The organism is Janthinobacterium sp. 78, assembly GCF_003096775.1.
Classification (GTDB): domain Bacteria; phylum Pseudomonadota; class Gammaproteobacteria; order Burkholderiales; family Burkholderiaceae_D; genus Janthinobacterium; species Janthinobacterium tructae.
Genome location: NZ_QENT01000001.1, coordinates 1,223,419 through 1,243,985, shown reverse-complemented (window position 1 = coordinate 1,243,985; position 20,567 = coordinate 1,223,419). Strand labels below are relative to the sequence as shown.

The following is a 20,567-nucleotide window of genomic DNA, read 5'->3' as shown; positions in this document are numbered from 1 at the left end:
CATCTCCTCAAAAACTTATAGGGTGGTTTTTTATAATTTATAAAACGACGAATTTAACAATTGAAATCAGGATGCCGATCAGGCAAGCGACCACCAGGAAGCCGGCGATGACGATGTGCACGGGATTGAGCCTGGCCGAATCCGTGTCGAAATCGCTCTTGCGGCGCAGACCCGTGAATGACCACACGACGGCGCGCAGCGAATACAGGAACGACGCTTTTTCCGGCTGGTCTGGCTTGGTCACGGCACTCTCCTATTGGACGGCCGGCGTCTGAGCCTGGCTCAGACCGGCAATCTCGAAAAACGTGTACGACAGGGTGATAGTCTTCACCTCTTTCGGCAGCGCCGGATCGAGGAAGAACACCACCGGCATCTGCCGCGCTTCGTGCGGTTTCAAGGTCTGCTGCTTGAAGCAGAAGCACTCGACCTTCTTGAAATGCGGCGTGGCACTCTGCGGCGCGTAGCTGGGAATCGCTTGCGCGTTGACGACGCGGTTTTGCGTGTTGACCACTTCATACATGACGGTCACCAGTTCGCCCGGATGCACTTGCATGCTCGAGACGGTCGGGCGGAAGCGCCATGGCCCCTGCGCATTGCCGTCGAACTCGACGGTGATGCTGCGCGTGGTGTCGACCTGCGTATTGTTGTCGTAGGCCACCGTGCCATCTTTTTGCGTCAGCACGTTGATGCCCATCACTTCGCAAATCTGCTTGTAGACGGGAATCAGGGCATAGCCAAAGCCAAACATCAGCACAGCAATGACGATCAGCTTGCCCAGCATCTTGCGGTTCAGGCCGCGTGTTTCCTGTTGGTGGGGCGTCGTCACGTCAGAGCCACATGCGCTTGACGAATACGGACAGGAAGAAGAAGGCCGCCAGGGCGGCCAGGATCAGCCCGGTACGCAGGTTGTTCGGTTTTTTACGCTCAGTTTTCACTTCGGTCATGACAGGCACTCTATTCAAGACGGGCCGCGCAACACGCCGGCCCGGGATACCTCATTTCACTGTTGGCGGCGTTTCAAACGTGTGGAATGGCGCCGGGCTCGGCACGGTCCATTCCAGGCCTTCCGCGCCTTCCCATGGTTTCGCTGGCGCAGCCTTGCCGCCGCGGATGGTCGGCAAGACCACGAAGAACAGGAAGTACACCTGCATCAGGCCAAAGCCGAAGCCGCCGATCGAGGCGATCATATTGAAATCCGTGAACTGCGCCGGATAGTCGGCGTAGCGGCGCGGCATGCCGGCCAAGCCCAGGAAGTGCATCGGGAAGAAGGTCACGTTGAAGGTGATCAGCGACAGCCAGAAGTGGATCTTGCCGCGCGTCTCGTTGTACATATGGCCCGTCCATTTCGGCGACCAGTAGTAGAAACCGGCGAACAGGGCGAACAGCGAACCGGCCACCAGCACGTAGTGGAAGTGCGCCACCACATAATAGGTATCTTGCAGCTGGATGTCGATCGGCGTGACGGCCAGGATCAGGCCCGTGAAGCCGCCCATGGTAAACACGAAGATGAAGCCGACCGAGAACAGCATCGGCGTCTCGAACGTCATGGAACCCTTCCACATCGTGGCGATCCAGTTGAACACTTTCACGCCCGTGGGCACGGCGATCAGCATGGTCGCGTACATGAAGAACAGCTGGCTGGTGACCGGCATGCCGGTGGTAAACATGTGGTGCGCCCAGACGATGAAGGACAGAATCGCAATGGAAGCGGTAGCGTAGACCATCGAGGCATAGCCGAACAAGGGCTTGCGGGCAAACGCGGGCAGGATCTGCGAGACGATGCCGAAAGCCGGCAAGATCATGATGTAGACCTCGGGGTGGCCGAAGAACCAGAAGATGTGCTGGTACATGACGGGGTCGCCGCCGCCAGCCGCGTTAAAGAAGGACGTGCCGAAATGGCGATCCGTCAGGGTCATCGTGATGGCGCCGGCCAGCACGGGCATGACGGCGATCAACAGATAGGCGGTAATCAGCCAGGTCCAGCAGAACATCGGCATTTTCATCAGGGTCATGCCGGGGGCGCGCATGTTCAGGATGGTGACGATGATGTTGATCGAGCCCATGATGGACGAGGCGCCCATCAGGTGCATGGCAAAAATCGCCATGTCCATGCCGGGGCCCATCTGCGTCGACAGCGGTGCATACAGGGTCCAGCCGGCAGCCGTGGCGCCGCCCGGCACGAGGAAGGACGTGGCCAGCAGCAGCGCGGCCGGCGGCAGCAGCCAGAACGAAAAGTTGTTCATGCGGGCGAAGGCCATGTCGGATGCGCCCACTTGCAGCGGGATCATCCAGTTGGCGTAGCCGACGAAGGCCGGCATGATGGCGCCAAACACCATCACCAGGCCATGCATGGTGGTCAGTTGATTAAAAAATTCAGGGTGAAAGAATTGCAAGCCTGGATGAAACAGTTCCGTACGGATCATCAGGGCCAGCACGCCGCCCGACAGCAGCATGATGAACGAGAACCACAGGTACAGGGTACCGATATCCTTGTGGTTGGTGGCAAACAGCCAGCGGCGGTAGCCGGTCGGGTGGTCGTGGGCATGGTCGTGACCGGCGTGGTCCAAGGTGCTAGTGCTAGTGCTCATGTACGGCTCCTAATTACTTGCGTGCAGCCACGACTTCGGCTGGTTGAACGATGTTCTCTTCGGCCTTGTTCGACCAGGTATTGCGCGTGTAAGTGATCACTGCGGCAATTTCCGTGTCGGACAGCTGTTTCCAGGCGGGCATTTCCGCTGGATACTTGCCGCTCTTTTGCCCGTTCAGCAAGACGTGGATCTGTTCCGCTTTCGGACCGTTCACCAGAGCAGAGCCGTCCAGCGGCGCAAATGCACCGGGCACGCCCTTGCCGGTTGCCTGGTGGCAGACCACGCAGTTGGCCGCATACACTTTCTCGCCCTTGACCTTCAATTCATCGATGGTCCACACCTTGCTTGGATCATCAGCCAATGCCGCCATTTCCTTTTGTTTTACATCAACCCAGGCCTTGTAGTCATCTGCCGAGACGACCTTGACGACGATGGGCATGAACGCGTGTTCCTTGCCGCACAACTCGGCGCAATTGCCGCGGAAGGTGCCGATATGGTCGGCCTTGAACCAGGTATCGCGCACGAAGCCGGGAATCGCATCCTGCTTGACGCCGAAGGCGGGCACGGACCAGGCGTGGATGACGTCGTTGGCCGTCAGCACCACGCGGATCTTCTTGTTGACCGGCACGACGACTTCGTTATCGACTTCGATCAGGTAGTTTTCACCGCGTTTTTCCGTCGGCGGCACGCCAGGCGCGCCCACTTGCGAGCGCGGCGTGGCCAGGTTGGAGAGGAAGGAAATGCCTTCGCCCTCGCCTTTCAGGTAGTCATAGCCCCATTTCCACTGCATGCCAGTGGCCTTGATGGTGATGTCGGCATTCGAGGTGTCCTTCATGCCCACCACGGTGCGCGTGGCAGGCAGGGCCATGCCGATGACGATCAGGAAAGGCACGACGGTCCAGGCGATCTCGACGGTGGTGCTTTCGTGGAAGGTGGCCGGCTTGTGGCCCAGGGACTTGCGGTGCTTGAAGATGGAATAGAACATGACGCCGAACACGGCCACGAAGATCACCAGGCAGATGATCATCATCAGGGTGTGCAAATCGTAGATTTCATGGGCGATCTGCGTCGCCGGCGGTTGCAGATTCATTTCGAACGGCACGGGACCACCGGTGCCGGGATAGGTGCTGGCAGCCGGTGCCGCCGTGGCCCATCGCCCGATGCCAAACGCTGTCAAAGACAGCCCGAGCAGCAACGATTGAAGTCGCTTTGCATGTGTCATGTTTTCCCCAACCACCCAAAAATAATGATATTTTAAACGGCTGCGGATTTCTCCGTACTGGACCGCTGCCGCTCCTCCATGAAAGCAACACGGCCAGAATACGGCCATGTGCGTCAAGCACCAGCGAATTCCATGCTGGCTGCGGCAGCAAAACGGCGGCGCGCAACCATGCTGGAACCCTGTTTTTCTTCCCCACCTTGAAATGGCCTCGTGTGGAAGATGGTTACTATACTAATGCAGTAACTTCGAATAAGTCTTGCTTTGTTTTTTTTATTTTGTATGCAGCCCTTGTTTTTCAGGCTTAGCAAGCTGACAAACAGTCAACGATTATAGTCAAGTAAACTTGAATCCATCAAGCAATAATCGGCTTTGTGCATGCCCTTCTGCTGGCCGCCGCGTGCTTTGCAACGGTTGCTGCAACATCCATGCGCGGATGGCGACCAAGTGTCGGTTTCTTTGCCGTTTTATTTGGGTTTGCGCGGCAAATCGAAGCGGATGATGGCTTCCCCATTGCGCGTCACGCGCGGCGCGGGACGGAAGGCGTGACCATAGATGACCTCGAAACTCAGGCCCAGCTTGCCGTCGGGACGGCGCCTCTTTTCCAGCGCGGCCAGCATGCGCTGCCAGGCCGCCTTGCCCATCAGGCCGCGCCGGCGCGTGGTGAGCGGATTGCCGCCAAAGGCGCGCACGTCCGCCAGCAGTTTTTCCGCCGTGTCGTAGGTCACCGTAATGATTTCCATGTCCAGCACGGGCGTGGAAAAACCCGTCTCGACCAGCATGTCGCCAAAGTCGTGCATGTCGACAAAAGGCAAGGCATGCGGATATAAATCCGCCTCGGCAAAGGCGTCGCGCACTTCGCGGAAGGTGTCGGGACCGAAACAGGAAAACATCAGCAAGCCATCGAGGCGCAGCGCGCGCCGCCATTCGGCAAACACGCGGTCGGGCTGGGCATGCCAGTGCAGCGCCAGGTTCGACCACACGAGGTCGATACTGCCCTGCGCCAGCGGCAAGTCACCGAGGTCGCCACACAGCAAATCCACGCCCGCTTTGGCCGGCAAGAGTTTGCTGAGGAACTGGTTCAGGCTGGCCAGTTTCGACGCGGGCGCGCGCGCCGCCTGCATCATCGCTTGCGCTGCATCGAGACCGATAATCTGCGCGGCGGGATAATCCTTGTGCAACTGCGCCAGGTCCGCGCCGGGGCCACAGCCGGCGTCGAGCACGCGCAAGGGCGTGATTTTCACCAGTTCCAGGCGCTCGTGCATGCGTGCCGACACTTCGCGGCGCAGGAAATCGGACGGCGCGACGCGCGCGGGACGGGAAAAGAAATCGCGTACTTGCACCGCATCGATGGGCGCACTCATTTTGGGTGGATTGGCGGGAACTGGCATGTTGAAACCGGTGAGGTGAGATAATGTCGGCAGTGTACATGGAACGACGCCATCGCGATGCGGACCGCCACCCAGCCCCGCCTTGAGGCCGCCTGGCAGGCGCTGCGCCAGTGGCTGGGCGCCACCTTGCTGCCAGCGCAATGCGCGCTGTGCGGCATCGGCTGCCCGCAAGTGCTGTGTTCGCCCTGCCGCGCGCAGTATCTGGGGCAAGGACGGGGGCAACTGCGCCCCCGCTGCCGCCAGTGCGCCAATCCGCTCGCGGACATCGAGGTGGCGCTGCTGTGCGGACGCTGTGTGCGCCAGCGGCCCGCGTATGACGCCACCGTCACGGCGTTTGATTATGCGGCGCCCGTCGACCAGTTGCTGCTGCAGCTGAAATTCGGCGCGCGCCTGGCGCTGGCACCGCTGTTGGCAGAACTGCTGCATGTTGCCATTCAGCAACAACAAACGTGGGAAGCGCCGCAACTGCTGTGCCCAGTCCCGCTGGGCCCGGCCCGGCTGGCCGAACGGGGCTTTAACCAGGCGCTGGAAATCGCGCGCCCACTGGCGCGCCTGCTGGACGTCCCTTTGCAGCCCCGCCTGGCGCTGCGCGTGCGCGACACGCGGGCGCAAAGCAGCGTGGCGCCGCAGGAACGGCGAGCCAACCTGGCGCACGCGTTCGCCATCGCGCCCGAATACGGGGCGTTGTTGCAAGGGTGTCACGTGGGCATCGTCGACGACGTGATGAGCAGCGGCCATACCGTTAACGCCCTGGCGGCGGTCTGCAAGAGCGCGGGCGCGGCCAGGGTCAGCATATTAGTGGTGGCGCGCACGCCGCCACGCTAGCATCACTTATATAAGGAGAGCATTTTGTTTCACGTTGTTTTGGTAGAACCTGAAATCCCGCCCAATACGGGCAACGTCATCCGCCTGTGCGCCAACACGGGTGCGCAGCTGCATCTGGTCGAACCGCTGGGCTTTCCGCTCGACGATGCCAAGATGAAGCGCGCCGGCCTCGATTACCACGACTACGCCAAGATGAAGGTGCACAAGAATTGGGCAGCGTTCCTGGCCGATACCCAGCCCGACCCGTCCCGCATGTTCGCCATGACCACGCGCGGCTCGCGCCCGTTCGGCGACGTGGCCTTCTTGCCGGGCGACGTGTTCGTGTTCGGCTCGGAAACAAAAGGCCTGGATCCGGCCCTGCGCGACGGCTTTCCGGCCGAGCAACGCATCCGCCTGCCGATGCGCCCCGACAACCGCAGTTTGAATCTGTCAAATACGGTGGCCGTGGTCGTGTATGAAGCCTGGCGCCAGCATGGATATCAGGGCGGCGCGTAGGTCGGATTAGGCCCAAGGGGCCGTAATCCGACAACATTGTTGGCGTTAGTGGTGTTGTCGGATTACGCGGGGCTTTACCCCGCTAATCCGACCTACGCGTTTGCATACGGCAATCAGCGCAGCGCCAGCTGCGCGTCAACGCCCGTATCCACATCCAACATCACCAGCTGTGTGCGCAGGTCGCGTGTGGCGGCCAGCTTGCCGTTCACGTACAAATTCGTCTTGACGCCATACACGCCTTGCGACACGCCGGCCGGCAAGGTCAGCTCGAACGAGTTTTCAAAGCGCCCGCCCGATTTGTTGCTGCTGGCCAAGGCCTTCGAGCCGGACTTGAATGGCTGGCCTTGCGGATCGAGCACCACCAGCTCTTCGCGCACGTCGTTGACGCTTTGCGCGCTGCCGTTGACCAGCTCCACCACCGAATGCACCTTGAACGGCTGGCCACGCTTGACGGTCGATGCGCTCAGCTGCGGGGTGTACGACACCACTTGCGGCTCGCGCGGCAACGCGCCGCGTGCGCGGATATAGTCGCGGTCCGCCTGCGCCGCCGTCTTGGTCTGGCGTGAATTGACATTGAACGCCAGGCAACCGGCCGCCGCCAGGCCGCCGCCGATGGCCGCACCCTTCAGCGCGCCATTCTTGCCGCCCGCCAGCGCACCCAGCAGCGCCCCCACGGCCGCGCCGGCCGCCGCCGACGTGCCCACGCTGCACGGGTCTTCGTCCGTGGCCGCCTGGGTACCGCCTTGCGGATAGGAAGCGTCCTGGCGCACGCCGTTCGGATTCATCGGTGCCGTGGCGCAGCCGGCCAGCATGGCGGCGATGGTCAGTGCGGCGGTGGCGCGCAAGGTGGTGTGATTGAGCATGGTGTCCCCTGATAACTAATTGATCGTTGTTTCCGTCTGCAGCACCTGCCGTTCGCGTTCGCGGATGCGGCGCGACAGGTTGTCGATGCGCGCATTGCCTGGATCGACGCGGCGCGCGCTTTCCAGATATGTCTTGGCCGCATCGAACTTGCCTTCCAGCAAAGAGCGCTCGGCGTCGCGCAGGAACGATTGCGCCATCTCGCTGCGCATGGCCGCGCCGCTATCGACCGGCGACGTTTCCAGCGGACGGCGTTCTGCCACCGCCGAACGTTCGACCGCGCGCGCGGGCGCAGGTTCCTGCTGTGCCGGCGCCAACACGGGGGCCGGGGCAGAAACAGGCGCGGGCGACGACAGCGCCTGCACGTCGGCCTTCAACTGCGGCAATTCCACCGCTTCGCGGTCGATCGCTTCCAGCCGGGCGATGCCATTCCTTGCCGCTGCCGCATCCTTGCCATCGAGCGCCTGACGGACTCCCACCAGCACGGACGCGGCTGCCGCCTGCTGGCGCGCCAGCTGCTTGCGCAAGGATGCCACGCTGGCAGCGCCCGCGCAATCGGTGTCGAGTGCGGCGATACCGCTGGCCGCGCTTTGCAATTGATGGCCATCAATGGCGCGCTCGATGGCGCGCACGCCGCGCTGGCAACTGCCCGATGCGGCGCCCGCCTTGCCGATCGCCGCCTGCAAATCGTCCGCCTTGGCGCTGGACTTGCCCGTACACACATTTTTCGCCGTCGCCAGCTTCTGGCGCGCGCCGTCCAGGCTGCCATTTGCTACCAGTTTCAAGCCGCTGTCGATGGCGTCGTTGCAAGCCCCATCGTTCTTGCTGCCCGGCTTGCCATTCATGTAGACGATCACAAAAGCCAGCACGGCGATGCCACCGACCCAGCGCAGCCACTTGCGCGGCGGTGACGGCGGCACCGGTGCGGCCGGGGCTGGCGCCGGGGCAGGTACAGGTACAGGTACAGGTACAGGCTTCGGCGCAGCTTGCGGCTGCGGCTGCGGCTGCGGCTGCGCCGGTTTCGGCGGTGCTTTCGGCGCGGGCGCCGGTGTCACCGGCACGGGCGGCGGCTTGGGCGCCACGGGCGGCGCTACTGGCATAGGCACTGGCACAGGCGGCAGCGGTGGCCGCACGGCCGCCGCTGGCTTGGCCGCGCCAGCCACGGCGTGACCGCAGTAGGGGCAATGACTGACAACGGTCCACAGGCCCGTCTTGCATTTGATGCAGATATCCACAACTAATCCTTCATTCCAACGTCATTCCAGCGTTCACAGGGGCGGCGGCATCAACGGTGGCGGCGCGCTGAGGAACAAAGGTGCCAGTTCGGCGAACTGGGCCAGGTCGGCCCAGGCCGGCAAGCCGGCGCGCCACACCTTGGTGGTGCCTGGTGCGACTTGCCCCGCCTGCACGTACTGCACGATCTGCTGGGCCGTAAACGGCCCCTGCTGCTGGCCGTTTATGCCCAGGAAATACTGGTACTCCACCAAAGGCGGCGGCATGCCGCCCAGCGGTGGCGGCGCCATGCCGAACGCCGGCGCCACGGGAGCGGCGGCCGCACTGGCCGGGCGCAACAATTGCTCCAGGCGCCCCGCTTCCAGCATTTCCCCCTTGATCGCGTATTTCAGACGGGGCTGGCCATCCGCTTCCGGCTCGCGCACTTCCCAGTCATACGCGTCGCTGTCGGAGTCGCCGATGACATTCGCCCATTCCTTCAGGCGGCCCAGCAAGGTTTGTACCGTGCGGTCGAGCTCATCGCTGGCCATGCCCTTGCGGCGTGCAGAATCGCGCAGGCGCGTGCCCACTTCGGCGGAAATGGCGCTGCCAAAGCCGATATACGGCAGCTGCGAGCCATCGGCCTGCGCCACCAGCTTCGGTGCATACACGCCCCGTTCATAGTATTTTGCCAGTGCCGCCAGGGCCGCCGTCTGCACGGCATCAAGCGCCGCGAGTTTTTCCTCGATGCGCAAGGCGATATTTTTCTCGTACGAGGCGGGCATGCCGTTCTGGCGGATGGCCCGTTCATTGCCGATGCGGCGTAAATCGCCCGGTTCGACGGCAAACTGGTACTGGCCCGGCGGCACGACTCTGCCCGTGTGGCGCGTCAGTATGCCCAGCATGATGGCTTGCAGGAACTCGCCGAAGTCTTCCGCCAGGCGTTTCATCTCGTCCGTGTTCGGCGCGATCGGATGCGTGAATTGCGTCGGATCGATATGCGTGTGGGTCGGCGCCTTGTCGTTGTCGCCTTCCTTGCGGTAACTGGTGCGCCAGCCTTCCAGGCCGCGCAGCACCGTCATCGGCACGCCGGCCAGTTCGCAATAGCAGACGGCGCGCCCGCGGATGCCCGTCTCGACGATTTCCAGCTGGCTCACCGTGATGCCCACCTGGGTCGGCACGCACGATTCGAGCTCGGCGCCGAACTTCGCCTTGAAGGCGGCCGCGTTGGCCACGCCGATCACGCACTTGAACTGGTCCGACACGACCGTGAAATCGCCCGCCATGTTGGCGTCGATCCATGGCATGGAGCAGGCCAGCAGCTTGCGGAAGCGGTCCAGGCGTTCGGAGACATCCATCTGTTCCAGCGCCTCGAACAGGGGGTCGGGCGTGCTCGTCGCCCCTTCCACCAGGCCCGCCGTGGCGATCATGTTCTCCGCCATGCGCGTCACCTTGACCAGGATCAAGCCGCGCTGCGCCGGTTCGGCCAGCATGGGGAACAGCGCTTTCGAGCCGCCCATGTCCTTGAACGCTTCATCGGCCCACTGGCGCAAGGTGGCCGCCGATGGCAGCGCGATGTCTTTTTCCGTGACGGGAATGACGATCAGGGTCGCGTGTTCCTTGTCCAGGTCCTTTTGCAAGATGGTATTGGCCGTTTTGAGTTCCGCCAGCATGGCCAGCACGCCTTCGCGGCCCGATTGCAGCTCGCCCACGAGGCCATTCCACTGCGCGCGGCCTTGCGCATCGACGCCGACCCGGTTGCCCAGCCAGCGCGACAGTTCGCCCAGCAGGACGACGGACTCGTCCGCCGCCTTGGCGCGCAGATGGAATTTCAGCGCATTCGCCATTTCCGTGCGCAAATGGTCCATCACCACGCCCGCCTGCTTTTCGCCATTGCTGAGGAAACCGAAGGTGCTGCGCGTCTGTTCCAGATTGTTCAGTAAGCGCTCGTATTCGCGCGAACGCACGGCTTCCTTGATCTCGCGGTAGCGCTCGGCATTGTTGCCGATTTGCGCCGTCAAGCCGCTGCCCGGCGCCTCGATGCGGTCCTTGATCTGTTCCACCAGCGACAGCACGTATTCCAGGCCGCCGAACTCTTTATTATCCAGATAGCCATACAGCTGGTCGCGCACGACTTTCTTGACGTCGTCGAGCACTTCGCGGCGGCGCTTGCTGATGCGGTCTTCCGTCGTATCGGCCGTGGAATCCTGGTCGCGCACGGCGTCGCGTTCCAGATGCTTCATGGCATCGCGCACCTGCGCCGGCCATTCGCTGCGGTCGAAACCCGTGCGGATATCGTTGATGCGCGTGTTGACGCGGTTTTCCACGCCGGCCAGCAAGTGGCCGTGGCGGTCTTCCAGTAATTCGTCGACGATGCGGAAATCGATGAAATCGCCGCTGGAGCGCTTCAATTCGATGCTCTTGTCGGAAAACTCGGGGAAATCGCTGAACGGCGTGCCCTTCAGGAACATATTGGCGGCAAGGAAATTATCGCGCTGCGTATCGGTGGCGCGGTTGGCGCCCGCATCCGTGCCGCCCACGCCAAAGAACGCTTGCAGCATGGCGCCGGCCCAGCGGTGCGCCCGCTCGTCGCGCGCCGCTTCCTGGCGCGTATCGAGCACGGCCATGCCGAACGAAGAAAAACGCTTCGAGAAATACAGGCGCATGTCGCCGAAGCGGTCTTGCGGCACGGGCGCGTTGTACAGCGAGTTCTTGTGCTGCGCCTGGTTGACGGCGATCGAGCGCTTGGCGCGCGCGAAGTCGGCCGAGGCGAAATCCTCGAACAGCGAGTCGGCCACCATGTGATAGACGTCGCTGACATCCTTGGTGTGCTGCTGGGCAAGGTTGCCCGAATCGATCAGGTACACCTCGCTGTACGGCTCGCGCGTCAATTCCGGACGGTCATACGCATCCCAGCGGCCCACATAGCCCTTGTTGCCCATCATCGCCGATTCCAGCTCCATCAGCGCCGCATAGCCGTTGGCCTCGACCCGGTCTTTGTTGGCCTTGGTGTAGCCGGTCGGCAAGAACAGCATCAGCTCGACGTCGGCCGCGCCCACTTCGCTGCGCGCCAGCCAGCGCGCCAGCAAGCCCATGTCGAGGAAGGAACCGGAACCCGTGCCACCGGCAACGGAGCCGACGATGACGATGCGGAAACGGTTCGTTTCCATGCGCAACCCCAGTTCGGCCAGCTGGCGCTCGTGCGACAGGCCCGCCTTCAGGGCTTTCAACTTCAAGCGGATCTTGTCGCGGATCTTCGCGTACTTGTCGAAGAAATACAGGCGCGACACGGCGCGGATCTGGCCGGCGCCGCTGCTCATGTCGAAACGCAGTTCGCGGATGCGCTGCGGCGTCAAGGGCAGCCATTCCTTGATGTGCGGATATTTCTCCAGGGAGTCTTCATCGCGGCTGTACTTGTCCATGTCGAACGATTCGACCACCTTGTCATCATCCGTGAACTTCACCTGGTCGAACTGCAAGTCCTTCGCCTGCGATTCGCCGCTTTCGATCACGGCGCCATTGTCGAGGTCGAAATGGATGAATTGCGCGATGGGAAAATCGGCCAAGCCCTCGATGCGCGTGCGCTTGCCCGCGCCGCCCCACAGGGTGTTGAGGATGCGCCGGCGCACGCGCATCAGCACCTGCATGCCCGTGCCGCCGATGCCGATGAACAGGGTCGGGCGCAGTTCGATGATCTTGTCCTGCTTGCGCTCGCTGGCGCCGCCGGGGATGGTTTGGTTCAGGTTCTCTGCCATGGTGATTCCTTCGATGATGCGTACGACGGCGTGCGGCTTAGCGGCGGCTCGATGTAAAGGTCAACAGTAACGCGACCAGGCCCACCAGCACCAGCGGTCCCATGAACAGTGGCGCGAGGAATTTATGCGCGTTCACGGCGGCCAGCACGACACCGGTTGCCAGGCTGGCCAGGAAGATGAACAGCCACCAGCCCGAGGCATTGGCCTTGTTCGGCGGCACGCGCTTGGCCACCAGGCCATTCGCATAGGCATTCTTGGCAAAGAAAAAGGCGATGAACAGCAGCAACAGCACCACGCCGCCGACCAGGGTGTCGCGCGACGAGGTATCGGTGGTGCTGGCAGGGTCCAACGCGGGCGCAGCTTCGGTGGTGGCCGTGGTGGCGGACGCTGATGCGCCCGCTGCATCGGCAGCCGGTGGCGCGGATGCGGGGGCCGCTACCGGGGCTGGCAAAGTAAAACCTGCGTTGTCTTTGGGAGTGTCTTGCGCCATGGTATGCCTCTGGTGGATTTGAATAGTTTAGAAGGAAATCGTTATCAGGCCAGGCTCAGGGTATGGCCTTCGGCCACGCGCACCACGGCCGGCTTGCCCAGGCCACGCTTGAGTTCGCCGATGTCGCGGCCGTTATCATCGCGGATCTGCACGCTTTTGTATGGTTTTAATAACACTTGCCGCTGCACGCCGTCAGCCATCACCTTGTAGCGCGTGGCGCGCGTGCCCAGCAAACCCAGCGCCAGCAGACCCAGCACGAGCGCCAGCACGCCGCCCAGTAGTACCAGCACGGGCAGCAGCGGGTACTGGATGCGCACCAGCAGCGGGATCGTCGCCTGCGAGGCGCGCACGCTGTCGGGCGGCGTGAACATGCTTGAGATCGGGTCGCCGGGGAACAGTTCCTGCAAATCCTTGCCAAAACTGGGCGCCAGCGCCAGCCGCTGTTCCGACAGGCCCACCTGCGCCTGCATCGGCAGCATCACTTGCTTGCCCATGGCGGCGATCGCCTGCGCCGACCACGGCGAGGGAATCTGCGCCATCGGCAACGCAAACTGTACCTGCACGGCCTGGCTGGCGCCCGGCTGCAGCTGGCGGATTTGATCTGGCGCAACGTGCAGCGGCGCGTTCTGGCCCGCCAGGCTGGCGTGCACCCTGGCGCTGTCGATCACGTACGGGAAAAACATGTTTTGCAAGGACGCCTGCAGCACCACTTGCGGCACCAGGTTCGCCGCATCGACGTCGAGCACGATGGTGCGCCCGTCGCGGCCCAGGCTGGCGTGCACATTGGGACTGTTCTTGACGGACTGGGGCACGATGCGCACGGCATCCTGGTCCACCGGTTTCAATCGCGCGGGCGGACGCGTCAGCACTTGCGACAACCGCCCTTCGGCCAGGATGCGGGTCAACGCCTCGGACGCGGGCTGGCCATACGCGAGCGCATACACCATCAAACCCTTGGCGCTGTACAGCTTGCCCTGCACGGGCATGCGCAGCGGAAACACCAAGGTCTTGGTGATCGACGGCTCCAGGTGCAGCAAACGGTAAAAGTCGCGGTTGCGCTCGGCCGTCTGGCTGTCGTTGTTCGGGCTGTTCTTGTTATTCGTAAAGATCCACACGATGCCGGACGCGGACTGGAACGGCCCCGTGATGGTTTTGGTCACGGCTTCCTGGAAATCCGTGTCGGCCAGCGCGCCACCGGCGCTCTTGCGCGCCAGGCCCAGGCTGGCCAGCTGGCCTGCCACGCCAGCGCCACCCTGCCCCTGCCCGATCAGTGCGGGCGACACATTGCTGCCGCTGCTCTGGCTGAACGCCAGCGTATAGACTTTATCGGACGGGCTCGTGGCGGCCTGCGCCACGGCGCCCACGAGGGCTTTCAGTTGCGAATGTTCATCCGTATAAAACGGCTCCATCCAGCCCGAGTTTTGCACCAGAAACGCTTGCTGGATGCCGGCCGCGTGCGCGGCGGCAGCGCTGAAAAACGCGGCGCAGGCCACCGTCAGTAAGCGCGCCTTCATGCCTGCAAGGCCCAGCCATCGATGCGCGACAGCAGCGGATGATACGCCCACAAGGTGCCTTCATGGACAAACAGGCGCACGCGCCACGGCTCGCTGACGGCAAACGTATGAAACACGGTTTCGCGCAATTCGTCGTCCTGCACCAGCTGGGCCGCCAGGCGCTCGTTCGAGCGCAGCACGCTCGACAGGCCGGCGCTGGTGGCAAACTTGACGCCAAAGACGCTGTTGCCAGCACTCGATTCCAGCAGCGGCATGACAGCCTGGTTCTTGCCGCCATCGTCGCCGTGTTCCGGCTCTTCCCACGGCGCCGTTTTCAGCTTGGTGGCGAAGCGGTAATTGAAGTTGCCCGAACACAGGCGCGGCGCCAGCGCGTCGGCCTTCTCGACCTGGCCACCCAGTTTCACATAGACATAAGTGCCGCGCCGGCTTTCAAAGCACAGTTGCCACAGGCCACCGTCGCGCGACAGGTAAGGGCTGCCGAATTCGAAGTGCGGCACCAGCCCTTCGGGCCAGGACGTAAACGACGCGGCCACGTTGCCATCGGGCTGCAGCTGCAAGCGCAACTGGCCGTTGGCGCACGGCCACACGGCCATGCGGTTGTAGGCCACGGGCGCGCCGACGGCACCCAGGTCCACGACGCCATCGAGCAGCACGTCGCTGCCCGGCTTTTGTTGCGCGTCAAGATTGACGAAGCGGATGCGGCCATCGTCGTCGCGCAAGGGCGCCCACAAACGATTCTGGAACCAGACAGGTGCGGCCACACACGGCGCGCCGCCCACATGCTCGACCACGTAAGTGAGCGAAGGCACGTCGGGACGGATGCAGGCCAGGCCATGGCTGGTCGGCAAGACCAGCACACTGTTGAACTCCGGCACCAGCTCGGCGCGCCAAGCACCGTGGGCCAGATCCGATTCGGCCAGCAGGCTGCCATGGTCGGGGTCCAGCGCCAGCCAGCGTTGCGAGGCGGGCAGCCAGGCGTGCAAGACGGCCTTGCGCGGATCGAGCGCCAGCAGCGCGGGCGCGCTGGTGCCGAAGCGGGCGGAAAAGAATTCGTATTCACCCGGCGGCGGCATGGGCAGCGAGGCATCGGCTTGCGCATGCTCTTCGCGCACGCGCTGGTCCGCCAGCTTCAGGGGCACGCTGGCCTGGCGCAAGCCGGCCGCGCCAGCCGGTGGCACGTCGCTGACGGGCTGCGCGCCGTAGGGCGGCACCCACGGCGGGGTAATTGAAGTGTCGGGCGGCACCTGCAAGGCCGCGCCCGAGGCGGGATCGAACGAAAATTCAGGCGGAAACAGCCGCACGGGCGCGCCAGCGGCAGCCGGCAGGCGCCGCGCGTGCATCAGCTTGCCGATATCGGCCTGGCTCAGCAGGGGCGAGACGTTCTGGCCGTCCGCGCTGCGCTGCATGCTCCACGCGCCATCGTCGTCGACGTACCAGACGCCGGAGGGCACAGCCCAATCCCCAGAAGTTTTAAGATCCATGTATTTTCTATGACTAGCAATGCCTATCAGGCGGTGTAACGGGTGCTGGGGCTGACGCAATGAGGTCGCAACCCTGGCAGTTCTCATAGTAACGTCTTTTTATCTGTATGGAAACATTGACGGCGTTCCTCAGCCCTGCTGCGTGCGCACTTTCGTCAGCAGCTTGGTGGTCGAGCGGTCGTGCGCGAAATCGATGGCCACGGCCTGACCGCCATACGCCAGCACGGCCTTGCCTTCGGGGATGGCCGCCATGTCATAGTCACCGCCCTTGGCATAGATTTCCGGTTCGATTTCCTGCACCACTTCCAGGGCGCTGTCTTCCGAAAATGGCACCACCAGGCTCACCGCTTCCAGCGCAGCCAGCACGGCCATGCGGTCTTCGCAGCTGTTCAGGGGACGGTCGTCGCCCTTGCCCAGGCGTTTTACCGATGCATCGGTATTCACGGCCACCACCAGCGAGGCGCCCAGCGCGCGCGCCTGCGCCAGGTACGTCACGTGGCCGCGGTGCAGAATGTCGAACACGCCATTCGTCACCACCACCGGTTTCGGCAAGGCTGCGGCGCGGGCGCGCAATTCCTCACGGCCGCACAGTTTGTTTTCAAAATCAGGCATGGATATCTCTTCTTGGGTTAAAGTTGGTCACGCTCCGGCGTGGCTGTCGCCTTGCATGCCGCCGCCAGCGCGGGCAGCCCTCTGCCTTCGCTGCCCGGCCCCGCATTATAGGGGGCGATCCGCTACAATACGCCATCGGCGCCACAGTTTCAGGTGCGCGCCACCTTTCATTCATTGCAAGTAAGCACTTCCTGTGTTTCAATCAAACTATGACACTGACTGAACTGAAATATATCGTTGCAGTCGCGCGCGCGAAGCACTTCGGCCACGCCGCCGAAGCTTGCTTCGTTGCCCAGCCCACCCTGTCAGTGGCCATCAAGAAACTCGAAGACGAATTGGGCGTGGTCCTGTTCGAACGGGGCGGTGCGGAAATCTCCGTCACGCCCCTGGGCGCGCAGATCATCGCGCAAGCCGAACGCGTGCTGGAACAGACGGCCGCCATCAAGGAACTCGCCAAACAAAACAAGGACCCGCTGGCCGGCCCCCTGCGTCTGGGCGTGATCTACACGATCGGCCCCTACCTGCTGCCACCCCTGGTCAAGGCCATGATAGACCAGGTGCCGCAAATGCCTTTGATTTTGCAGGAAAACTTCACGGTTCGCCTGCTCGAATTGCTGCGCCAGGGCGAACTGGACGTGGCCATCATGGCCCTGCCCCTGCCCGACCACGGCATGGCCATGCAGGAACTGTATGACGAACCGTTCGTCGTTGCCATGCCGCGCCAGCATCCGTGGACCGCACGTGAAAAAATCGCCGCGCAAGACTTGAAATCGGAAACCATGCTGCTATTGGGCAATGGCCACTGCTTCCGCGACCAGGTGCTGGAAGTGTGCCCCGAAATGGCGCGTTTTTCCTCGCCCGGCAACGGCATGCAGCGCACGTTTGAAGGTTCCTCGCTGGAAACCATCCGCCACATGGTGGCCAGCGGCATCGGCTTGACGGTGCTGCCGCGCGCCTCCGTCACCAATATGCACGCCACCGACGGCATGCTCGAATACCGGCCCTTCGCCGCCCCCGTGCCATCGCGCAGGGTGGTGATGTTGTGGCGCAAGAGTTTTACGCGCAAGGCGGCCATCGATGCCTTGTGTGCGGCCATCGCCAGTTGCAACCTGCCCGGCATTACGCAGTTACGCGACGCGTAGGTCGAGGACATCAAATAGTACATTTGCATACTATTTGCGATAATCGACCTTTCTCTTCAACAAGATCGAGTCTTCCATGAACAAGCTGGCGCTGTATTTCCGCCTGATACGGCTGGACAAGCCTATCGGTACCGTATTGCTGCTGTGGCCTACCCTGTGTGCGCTGTGGCTGGCGCAGCAGGGCGTGCCGGACTGGCGGCTGCTGCTCATTTTTACGCTTGGCACTTTCCTGATGCGCTCGGCTGGCTGCGCCATCAACGACTACGCCGACCAGGATATCGACAAATTCGTCAAGCGCACGGTGGACCGTCCCATCACCAGCGGGCGCATCAGCGGCAAGGAAGCGCTGGCCGTGGCCGGCGTGCTGACCGTGCTGGCCTTCTGCCTGATCCTGCCCTTGAATGCGCTGACCAAGCAACTGTCGGTGGCCGCCGTCATCATCGCCGGCACCTATCCCTACTTCAAGCGTTTCTTTGCGATTCCGCAAGCATATCTCGGCATCGCCTTCGGCTTCGGCATCCCCATGGGCTTTGCCGCCATCACGGATGGCGTGCCCGTCGTCGCCTGGCTGCTGTTGCTGGGCAATGTCTTCTGGGCTGTGGCCTACGATACGGAATACGCGATGGTCGACCGCGACGACGACTTAAAGATCGGCATCAAGACCTCGGCCATCACCTTTGGCCGCTACGACGTGGCCATCATCATGCTGTGCTATGCCGCTTTCCTGCTGCTGTGGCTGGTCTGCGGCTGGCACCTGGGCTTGCGCTACTGGTATGTGGCGGGCTTGCTGGTGGCGGCCGCTTGCGCCATTTACCACTACACCCTGATCCGCGCACGCGAGCGTATGCCGTGTTTTGCCGCGTTCCGGCATAATAACTGGCTAGGAGCAGCGGTGTTTGCGGGCGTGGTGCTGGACTTTGCTTTCCGTTAATCAATGATCCTTGCGCCGCAGCAGCTCTTGAGGCGGCGCAAGACTAGCCTGTCCGCTGTTGCCTACACTGGTATTTCACTGTGCAGTTTCACTTCCATGAGGTAATACATGAGCTCGATACATACCGGAAAATCCAGCAGCGACAGCATCCTCGCCGACGCCGACAAGGCGCGCGACAAACTGGTCGGCGACCTGAAAACCGTCATCAATGAAGCGGAAGGCTGGCTCGATGGCGCCAAGGATCAGACGGGAGAGAATGTCAAAGCCGTCAAGGACAAGTTCATCGCCACCCTGGAAACGGCCAAGAAAGACTTGATCAAGCTGGAAGAAGACTTGCTCGAACGTACCAAGAAGGCGGCCAAGGCCACCGATGAATACGTGCAGGACAATCCATGGAAAGCTGTCGGCGCGGGCGCCGTCGTCGGCGTGCTGTTCGGCCTGCTGCTTTCCTCGTCACGCCGCTAGATCGTAACGACGCAGTACCGACGGCGCAGGCCGTCTCCTGACGCGAAAGGCAGCATATGGCTATCGTGCACCATGTCGCCCAAGTCGCAGCGACTCTCGCCGCCATCGTCCAGACCCGTCTGGCCCTGGCGGCCGTGGAAATGGAAGAAGAGTCGCTGCGCTTCCTGTCCTATCTGGCGCTGGCCATGCTGGCGCTGCTGTGCCTGTTTGTCGGCCTGGTGCTGCTGGTCTTCCTCGTCATCGTGTTATTTTGGGACACGCACCGCATCGCCGCCATCGCCATCACGGCCGCCACCTTCATCGCTGCCGCCCTCGCCACCCTGCTCGGTGTGCGCGCCAGTTTCCGCAGCAAGCCGAAACTGCTGTCCTTCACACTTTCCGAACTGAACAAAGACCTGGACGAGCTGCAATTGCTGGCGCGCCGGGAATCGGAGCGGCCATGACCACGCATCCCACCAAGTTATCGCATGTGCACACGGCCGCCAGCCTGGCGCAGCGACGCGACGCGCTGCTGGCCGAATGCGCGCTGCAGCGCCTGGCCCTGGGCGTGCAGACGCGCCAGTTGCTGCAACCTTTGACGGGAGGCAATCTGCGCCACACCCTGGCCACGCGTTTCAAGGTTCCCCTGATGATAGGAGGCGCCGTGCTGGGCCTGCTGCTGGTGCGCCCGCGCCGCTTCCTGCCCCTGCTGCGGGCCAGCGGCGCGCTGCTCAAGCACGCCACCACCGCCCTGCCCGTCGTGCTGGCGCTGGCGCAGCGTTTCAGCAAGAAAGAAACACCAGACTAACAACGCCTAACAAAACCGTAGCGAGCGGAAGGAAGTTGTGGTCGAGAAGCGCAACTGTACGAAGGTACAGTGAGCATCGCAGGCCGCAAATTACGACGCGCAGTAGGTTTTGATAGGCGTTCTAAAATATTTTTTCCTGGCTGCATCCAAATGGCGATCCCCTGCGTAGTAATGACATCAACCAACCGGTTGAGCCAACTACCAGGAGTTTGCCATGCTTGCCTTCACTGCCCCACGCCATGCCGTTTCCGTCCCCGCACTCACTGTACTGGGCGCCGCTCTGCTGCTGAGCGCCTGCGCCCCTATGAGCGCGCGCTACTCGCAGGAACAATTGCCGAGCGCCGTCAAAGTGCCCGATGGTCATCAAGTCGCCATGCAGACAGTGGGCGTGGGCAAGATCGCCTATGAATGCAAGGCGAAAAAAGACATGCCGGGCCATGAATGGGTCTTCGTGGGCCCGGATGCGGCCTTGAACGACCGCAGCGGCATGCAAGTGGGCACGTATGTCGGTCCGCCTGCCACCTGGGCCAGCCTGGACGGCTCGAAAGTGACGGCGACGCAAGTGGCCGTGGCGCCGGCCGGCGCGGGCAATATTCCGTATCAACTGGTAAAAGCCAACCCGGCCATGGGCAGCGGCGCCATGCAGGGCGTCAGCTACATCCAGCGCGTGGCCACCAGCGGCGGCGTGGCGCCAAGCAGCCCCTGCGGCATGGAGTCCGTCGGCGCCAAGCAATGGGTGCCCTACCAGGCCGATTACATTTTTTGGAAATCGGCATAAATCCTTTCAAGCGACGGCTGG

General features: G+C 62.7%; 21 protein-coding genes. 8 read left to right on the top strand and 13 right to left on the bottom strand.

The genetic code is table 11. The annotated features are described in order from the left end of the window. Positions 1 to 37: 37 nt before the first annotated feature. The 6 genes from C8C92_RS05485 to C8C92_RS05465 form a co-directional block, all read right to left on the bottom strand. Positions 38 to 244: a DUF2970 domain-containing protein gene (locus C8C92_RS05485; RefSeq protein ID WP_116743212.1), complete on the bottom strand. Its 207-nt coding sequence runs from the start codon at positions 242 to 244 to the stop codon at positions 38 to 40. 9 nt (positions 245 to 253) lie between these two features. Beyond that, on the bottom strand, positions 254 to 826 hold the full coding sequence (locus C8C92_RS05480; protein ID WP_081344910.1) for a cytochrome c oxidase assembly protein: 573 nt from the start codon (positions 824 to 826) through the stop codon (positions 254 to 256). Position 827: 1 nt separating this feature from the next. Then, positions 828 to 944 carry a cytochrome oxidase small assembly protein gene (locus tag C8C92_RS27700; RefSeq protein ID WP_217494223.1) on the bottom strand — a complete coding sequence of 39 codons (117 nt, stop codon included), beginning with the start codon at positions 942 to 944 and terminating at the stop codon, positions 828 to 830. 51 nt (positions 945 to 995) lie between these two features. Then, on the bottom strand, positions 996 to 2,588 hold the full coding sequence (gene ctaD / locus C8C92_RS05475) for a cytochrome c oxidase subunit I (RefSeq protein ID WP_071079424.1): 1,593 nt from the start codon (positions 2,586 to 2,588) through the stop codon (positions 996 to 998). Positions 2,589 to 2,601: 13 nt separating this feature from the next. After that, entirely contained in the window at positions 2,602 to 3,810 is a 1,209-nt protein-coding gene (coxB, locus tag C8C92_RS05470; RefSeq protein ID WP_099760639.1) for a cytochrome c oxidase subunit II, read from the bottom strand. Between the two features lie 464 nt (positions 3,811 to 4,274). Then, positions 4,275 to 5,171, bottom strand: coding sequence for a methyltransferase domain-containing protein (locus C8C92_RS05465; protein ID WP_116743211.1), 897 nt, complete (start codon positions 5,169 to 5,171; stop codon positions 4,275 to 4,277). Between the two features lie 84 nt (positions 5,172 to 5,255). Between C8C92_RS05465 and C8C92_RS05460 the strand changes: the two genes are divergently transcribed. After that, a complete protein-coding gene (locus tag C8C92_RS05460; protein WP_116743210.1) occupies positions 5,256 to 6,023 on the top strand; it encodes a ComF family protein in 768 nt (255 codons plus the stop codon). A 24-nt stretch (positions 6,024 to 6,047) separates the two neighbouring features. Next, entirely contained in the window at positions 6,048 to 6,518 is a 471-nt protein-coding gene (trmL, locus tag C8C92_RS05455) for a tRNA (uridine(34)/cytosine(34)/5-carboxymethylaminomethyluridine(34)-2'-O)-methyltransferase TrmL (protein ID WP_071079428.1), read from the top strand. Between the two features lie 113 nt (positions 6,519 to 6,631). Here the strand turns inward: trmL and C8C92_RS05450 are convergent, their stop codons facing one another. The 7 genes from C8C92_RS05450 to rfaE2 all read right to left on the bottom strand — a co-directional run bounded on the left by C8C92_RS05450 (position 6,632) and on the right by rfaE2 (position 16,443). Continuing rightward, positions 6,632 to 7,381: a hypothetical protein gene (locus C8C92_RS05450; RefSeq protein WP_099760643.1), complete on the bottom strand. Its 750-nt coding sequence runs from the start codon at positions 7,379 to 7,381 to the stop codon at positions 6,632 to 6,634. Positions 7,382 to 7,396: 15 nt separating this feature from the next. Further along, positions 7,397 to 8,614 (bottom strand): hypothetical protein, encoded by a 1,218-nt coding sequence (locus C8C92_RS05445; RefSeq protein WP_116743209.1) that lies wholly within the window; start codon positions 8,612 to 8,614, stop codon positions 7,397 to 7,399. A 33-nt stretch (positions 8,615 to 8,647) separates the two neighbouring features. After that, the gene (locus tag C8C92_RS05440; protein WP_116743208.1) at positions 8,648 to 12,346 is read right to left on the bottom strand and encodes a tubulin-like doman-containing protein; all 3,699 of its coding nucleotides are present in this window, start codon (positions 12,344 to 12,346) and stop codon (positions 8,648 to 8,650) included. Between the two features lie 37 nt (positions 12,347 to 12,383). Continuing rightward, positions 12,384 to 12,836, bottom strand: coding sequence for a hypothetical protein (locus C8C92_RS05435; RefSeq protein WP_116743207.1), 453 nt, complete (start codon positions 12,834 to 12,836; stop codon positions 12,384 to 12,386). Between the two features lie 44 nt (positions 12,837 to 12,880). After that, positions 12,881 to 14,350, bottom strand: a complete 1,470-nt coding sequence (locus tag C8C92_RS05430) for a hypothetical protein (protein ID WP_116743206.1) — start codon at positions 14,348 to 14,350, stop codon at positions 12,881 to 12,883. Beyond that, the gene (locus C8C92_RS05425) at positions 14,347 to 15,831 is read right to left on the bottom strand and encodes a hypothetical protein (protein ID WP_165829292.1); all 1,485 of its coding nucleotides are present in this window, start codon (positions 15,829 to 15,831) and stop codon (positions 14,347 to 14,349) included. Before C8C92_RS05425 ends, C8C92_RS05430 begins: the two co-directional genes overlap by 4 nt. Before the next feature lie 129 nt (positions 15,832 to 15,960). Then, positions 15,961 to 16,443, bottom strand: a complete 483-nt coding sequence (gene rfaE2, locus C8C92_RS05420; protein ID WP_099760649.1) for a D-glycero-beta-D-manno-heptose 1-phosphate adenylyltransferase — start codon at positions 16,441 to 16,443, stop codon at positions 15,961 to 15,963. Between the two features lie 209 nt (positions 16,444 to 16,652). On the opposite strand from rfaE2, the gene C8C92_RS05415 reads away from it, so the two are divergent. The 6 genes from C8C92_RS05415 (at position 16,653) to C8C92_RS05390 (ending at position 20,546) form a co-directional block, all read left to right on the top strand. Further along, positions 16,653 to 17,585, top strand: a complete 933-nt coding sequence (locus C8C92_RS05415) for a hydrogen peroxide-inducible genes activator (protein WP_116743204.1) — start codon at positions 16,653 to 16,655, stop codon at positions 17,583 to 17,585. 76 nt (positions 17,586 to 17,661) lie between these two features. Next, a complete protein-coding gene (ubiA, locus tag C8C92_RS05410; RefSeq protein ID WP_116743203.1) occupies positions 17,662 to 18,516 on the top strand; it encodes a 4-hydroxybenzoate octaprenyltransferase in 855 nt (284 codons plus the stop codon). 108 nt (positions 18,517 to 18,624) lie between these two features. Beyond that, on the top strand, positions 18,625 to 18,981 hold the full coding sequence (locus C8C92_RS05405) for a DUF883 family protein (RefSeq protein WP_046683402.1): 357 nt from the start codon (positions 18,625 to 18,627) through the stop codon (positions 18,979 to 18,981). Between the two features lie 56 nt (positions 18,982 to 19,037). Then, the gene (locus tag C8C92_RS05400; protein WP_099760652.1) at positions 19,038 to 19,424 is read left to right on the top strand and encodes a phage holin family protein; all 387 of its coding nucleotides are present in this window, start codon (positions 19,038 to 19,040) and stop codon (positions 19,422 to 19,424) included. Further along, positions 19,421 to 19,768, top strand: coding sequence for a hypothetical protein (locus C8C92_RS05395; RefSeq protein ID WP_116743202.1), 348 nt, complete (start codon positions 19,421 to 19,423; stop codon positions 19,766 to 19,768). The genes C8C92_RS05400 and C8C92_RS05395 overlap by 4 nt, the downstream gene beginning before the upstream one ends. Before the next feature lie 304 nt (positions 19,769 to 20,072). Then, positions 20,073 to 20,546 (top strand): DUF3455 domain-containing protein, encoded by a 474-nt coding sequence (locus C8C92_RS05390; RefSeq protein WP_243420393.1) that lies wholly within the window; start codon positions 20,073 to 20,075, stop codon positions 20,544 to 20,546. Positions 20,547 to 20,567 lie beyond the last annotated feature (21 nt).